The sequence below is a fragment of the Paenibacillus sp. AR247 genome, assembly GCF_002968895.1.
In the GTDB taxonomy this organism is placed as follows: Bacteria; Bacillota; Bacilli; order Paenibacillales; family Paenibacillaceae; genus Paenibacillus_AQ; species Paenibacillus_AQ favisporus.
Genome location: NZ_PCZT01000072.1, coordinates 1 through 5,013, shown reverse-complemented (window position 1 = coordinate 5,013; position 5,013 = coordinate 1). Strand labels below are relative to the sequence as shown.

Annotated in this window: 4 protein-coding genes and 1 pseudogene; all 5 read left to right on the top strand. The window is 45.0% G+C overall.

Annotated elements, in window-relative coordinates:
- A pseudogene (locus CPT76_RS41130) lies at positions 1–107 on the top strand (carbohydrate ABC transporter permease); the annotation flags it as partial.
- 57 nt (positions 108–164) lie between these two features.
- The gene (locus CPT76_RS41125; RefSeq protein ID WP_258169123.1) at positions 165–470 is read left to right on the top strand and encodes a hypothetical protein; all 306 of its coding nucleotides are present in this window, start codon (positions 165–167) and stop codon (positions 468–470) included.
- A gap of 290 nt (positions 471–760) precedes the next feature.
- On the top strand, positions 761–1,849 hold the full coding sequence (locus tag CPT76_RS41120) for a type 2 periplasmic-binding domain-containing protein (RefSeq protein WP_258169122.1): 1,089 nt from the start codon (positions 761–763) through the stop codon (positions 1,847–1,849).
- 106 nt (positions 1,850–1,955) lie between these two features.
- The gene (locus CPT76_RS35980) at positions 1,956–3,743 is read left to right on the top strand and encodes a cache domain-containing sensor histidine kinase (RefSeq protein WP_258169121.1); all 1,788 of its coding nucleotides are present in this window, start codon (positions 1,956–1,958) and stop codon (positions 3,741–3,743) included.
- Positions 3,744–3,745: 2 nt separating this feature from the next.
- Positions 3,746–5,013: response regulator (locus tag CPT76_RS35975; protein WP_105446271.1), on the top strand; the 1,268-nt coding region annotated here is incomplete at its 3' end.

Genomic DNA, 5,013 nt, shown 5'->3' with positions numbered 1-5,013 from the left:
TTAAAATGGCCACCGTGATGATAAGTGCACTTCCGATTCTTGCCGTGTATCCATTTCTGCAGAAGTATTTTGTCAAAGGCGTCTTGATCGGTTCCGTCAAGGGCTAACGTTCGGGTATAAGGCATTATTCATATATACCGATAACATGAAAAGGGAGGCAGAACATGAAACTCAAATCAAAAGGGATCAAAAGCGCCATGGCGCTAACGTTGGCAGCTACGCTCAGTCTGGCGGCAGGCTGCTCGGGCAGCAACAACGGCAATGAAGCATCCGGCGATAAGGTCGCTGCAACCGGAGGTGCGGTAACAAACGCGTCGAGTCCGCCCGAATTCAAATTCAAGCTCTGGCTGGGTTGGTCGGCAACGGTTAACAACAACAGCCTGCTTCAACAGTATTGGAAAACGGAGAGCCCGGCGTCGATGTTCAGATTGAAGCTACTCAAGGAGACGCCATTACTGCGCTTAATCTGAAGATGAATACAGGCGGATTCGATGATGCGGCGCTTTTCGGAAGGAACCAGGTTGTCGATAATGCGATGAAGCGTTCCAACCTCGTACAACCGCTCGAACAATACTTTAACATGCCTGATAAGTATCCAAATCTGGCAGCCATTCCGAAGGAATATTTGGATCAGATGAAGGATGACGATGGGCACATTTGGTCGATTCCCTCGTATTTCGATACGAATCCGTCCGATCCATTCCCGGGCTGGTCCTCCAATGCGTGGTTTATTCGTACCGATATTCTTCAGAAAGTCGGCATGACCGAGAACGACCTGAAAACGCTTAGCGGTGTGGAGACTTATTTGGAGAAAGCGTCCAAGCTGAAGGATGAGTCGGGCAAGCCGCTCCTGCCGCTTGGAATGCTAATGGATGCGAATGAAGAGAATGTGGTCCTGGCTGCTTTCGGCGTACCGGTGGCTACGGCTGGAGGCGTCACCCCGGTAAAGAAAGACGGCAATAGTTTTATTTTCGAGTATGATAATCCCGGGTTCAAAGCGGCTTACCAGTGGATGAACAGCATTTATCGCAAAGGACTTATTGACCCTGAGGCTGTTACCGATAAATCAGAAAGATATAAAGAAAAGAATAAAAGCGGCCGATATGCGATGAATATTGGGAACTTCTGGGATTTCGATCAATACTTGTGGGAGCAGTTGGACGGCCCGACCGGACCGGGCTGGTTCTACGAGCCGATTCCATTTCCTCAAGTAGACGGTGTTTCCCAACCGGGCGAGACACAAATCATCAACCCATATCCGGCCTACGATACGTATATCAGCAAGAACACTAAGAATTTGGATGCTATTCTCAAGTTTTATGATTGGGCGTTAACGCCAAAGCCGGAACAGGATCATGTTGTTGGGAATGGACCGGTTGGGAAGTACTGGGATTGGGATGATCAACCATATGGAAAATGGAGATACACCGATCCGCATTTCAAAGAGATGCGCACCTCAGGTGACGCAGCCAAAATTGCCCAAGTGACGCCAGATGTATGGCAGATCTCGAATTACAGCAATAAGTGGTATCCTTGGTTTACCAATGAGAATACGCATCCAGGTGAAGAAAAGACAGCCAAGTTTTCTCAAACCATCAGTAAATTCGGTGCAACCCGCGTTGCGGAGAATTATGATTTGGTGAAACCAAAGACCGGAGGCGCCTGGGAGAAGTATAAGCCTGAGTTGGATGCAGTGTATAAAGAATATCGGGCTAAGCTGCTCATGGCGAAGGACGATGCGGCATTCGAGAAGACCTGGAACGATTTCACCTCCGCGCTCGAAAAGCGCGCACATTGGAGCGATCTCAAGCAGGAATGGAATGAGTTGTATCAAGCGATGAATAAGTAACAATTCGACACAGTACGCATATGCGGAGCAGCCCCAGAATGGGGATGCTCCCTTTGCAGTTTTCTCATCTGGATTTAGATTCAGGCAGAAGAATGGAGAATGCCTAGTGCGACGCTGGCTAGAAAGAATGATTATCCGCCTGACCCGCTTAATGAATCTTCGTGGCAAGCTTGTCGTGTTGTATGGACTGGTTATATTCATTCCAACGGTTATTTTGGGCATAGGAGCCGGTTATCTGGCCCTTCAAAACGTCAGAGCCAACTATATGCTCACGATCAATGAAGCAGTCCGACAGACGACTCAGAGTGTTGAGTTCCGGAAGCAGAGCTATGATCTTCTGGCGACCCGGGCGGGGACGGATGGCGAACTCATCTCCAGGCTGAGCCGAACCTATGGAAATATGGCGGATCAGATTGAAACCGTTAATTATGTGAACCGCTCTTTTCAAGTGATGAGCCGATACTTGCCTGGAATCATGGCTTTCCGGATTTATCATACCAATGAATCTCTCGTGGAAGACGGAGGACTGTTATGGAAGCCAGGCAACCGAGTATTAACGGGTAACCTGAATGAGGAGTCCTGGTATCGCAGCGTAATGGAATCACCCTCTGTATTGCAATGGACGTATATCCCGGGGAGCGTTGCACAACTAATGGTGTCACAAAAAATTACGAATGGAGATAATAGCGTCGTAGGTGTAATTTATCTGCTTTTGGATTATAACACGGTGTTTGGTGAGCTTATGGATCGGCCTTTTAGCGGCTCCGGAAGCTTGTACCTCGTAGATGAAGAAGAGCACATTGTTTCAGCGTCTGATCGCTCCATTATCGGCAAATCGGTGATCGATACCGATCTGTCAAACTTATGGAAAAGTGTACTTGGAACTGAAAGTGCCACAGTGAATGGGGAGTATTTTACAGTCAGAAACATTGATGGAAAATGGAAAGTGGCAGCATTAATTCAAATGCGACAAATGGAAAAACAATCTGCCATGACAGTGTACAGTATTGTGGGAGTCACCGTTTTCTTTCTATTACTCTCCATATTCCTCGTATTAATCGTATTGAAAAACATTGTTCTGCGCATACGCAAGCTGGGTTTGCGGATGAGCGATATTGCTGATGGTGATTTTGATGTTTCGGTTCGAACTTGGAGTCAAGACGAACTCGGGGATTTAGAAATAATATTTAATCAAATGGCCGGCCAATTGGGACAATTAGTGGAAATGCTGAGTAATGCAAAATTACAAGAAAAGGAGTCCTCATTCCAGGCTCTTCAAGCTCAAATCAATCCGCATTTTATTTATAATTCGCTTAGTCTTCTCCACTGGCGTGCTCTTGATCAAGGAGACCTGTATCAAGCGGAAACGATAGAAGCCTTAACGACCTTCTATCGGTTAGCACTTGATAACAAATCGAATGTTACGCTAATTCGGAAAGAACTGGAACATGTAAAGGCTTATGTGGATATTCAACAACTTCGCTATCCGGATTGCGTTCGTGTAGTGTGGGACATTGACGATGAAGTGCTGGATTTATATTCGATAAAATTGATTTTGCAGCCTATTGTCGAAAATTCCTATATTAATGGAAAGATTTTTACACAAACAGATGCCTTTATTGCTATTGGGATCAAGCGAAGTTCGAATGGAGTCTGCTTTACAGTAAAAGACAATGGAATAGGAATGGACCCGTACACCCTGGATCTTGTACAGAAAGGAGAGAAGGTAGGCCAGGGTAATGGTTATGGCCTTTTAAATATACGGGAGCGACTCCAACTATACTTCGGCAACCTTGGAAAAATGACAATCGAAAGTAACCTTGATTCGGGAACGACTGTTACAATCGAGCTGCCAGCCAGTGTAGATAAACCGAACATTCAAAAGGAGGGATAAGAATGTTGCAAGTTCTCATTGTAGACGATGAACCTACTCATATTTGGGGCCTAATCAGACATATCCCTTGGGATAAACTCGGATTCGCTGATCCGCTTACAGCGAAATCGGGAGAAGATGCGCTATCAATACTTCAAGCTCATTTCATTGATGTACTGATCACTGATATATCTATGCCTGGCATGAATGGTATTGAGCTTGCGGCATTCGCAAAATCACTCTATCAGAATATACAAATTCTAATAATAAGTGGCTACAATGAATTCGAATTTGCTCAAGAGGCTATTGAAATAGGCGTTCAGGGCTATATGCTGAAGCCTCTGAAATTGGCAGAAATCAAACATAGACTAACTTCTTTCAGACAAACCCTGGAGAATATCAGGCAAATCAACGAACAGACATTTCAATTTCAATCGATGATGTCGGACAGTTTACATTTGCTCAAAGAATCGTTCATTTCGGAACTGCTGGAAGATGAGCCATTGGAGGTAGATACACTGTTCTCTTGGTGTCGGCTCCTACATTTACCTGAACAAAATGTGGAAATCCAACTTGTTATTGCATCCCTTGATGGCTATGCGACAATCGGTCAAGATCCTAATCGAAGGTTAATGTTAAGTTCGGCACTTATGCAATCGGTAAAGGTCTCTTTACAAGATAAGAGCCATGTCCTTGTTTCAAAGCTTAAACCTGACGAGGTTGTGGCTATAATGGTTAATCCGGAGGTAGACGAAAAAAGTAGTCTGGAAAAACAGATGCGTTTTGTACAAAACTTTATGAAGAATACGCATCAGGCCGCCGTTACCATCTGTATTAGTCGGGAAGGGAACAACTGGAATGAGGTTCAACAGCTTTTCCGAGAGAGTAGGTATACCATTACTGATGCTCGGCAAAGCGGAACGGGTTTGATTGTATATGTAGGTACTGAAGAACGTAAGATTTATGAAGATTTTCAGCAACGGGAGAATCTGCTTCCCAGCCTGCTTGTGCTCGCTGACCGTGATGATTCAGATCAGTTAGTGGAAGCAGTTAGGCAGGTATTTAAGGAACTGAATATTCAAGCCCAGTCGTTTGCCTATATCCAGTCAATTAGCATTGGACTGCTAGGTGATTTGTCACGTAAGCCATGGCATGATACCGAAGCGATTATATATCAAAGTAAACTTGCATGGCACCGATTGCTGAAGTGTACAACGGTCGAAGAGCTTGAAGAAGTTGTTCTCGAATATATTGAAACGACTTTTTCACTTGCACGGAAAGAGCGAACGTT

What these genes read in the sequence shown, in the direction of transcription:
- CPT76_RS41125 (WP_258169123.1), top strand. Translation starts at nt 165, where the DNA reads ATGAAACTCAAATCAAAAGGGATCAAAAGCGCCATGGCGCTAACGTTG.
- CPT76_RS41120 (WP_258169122.1), top strand. Translation starts at nt 761, where the DNA reads ATGACCGAGAACGACCTGAAAACGCTTAGCGGTGTGGAGACTTATTTG.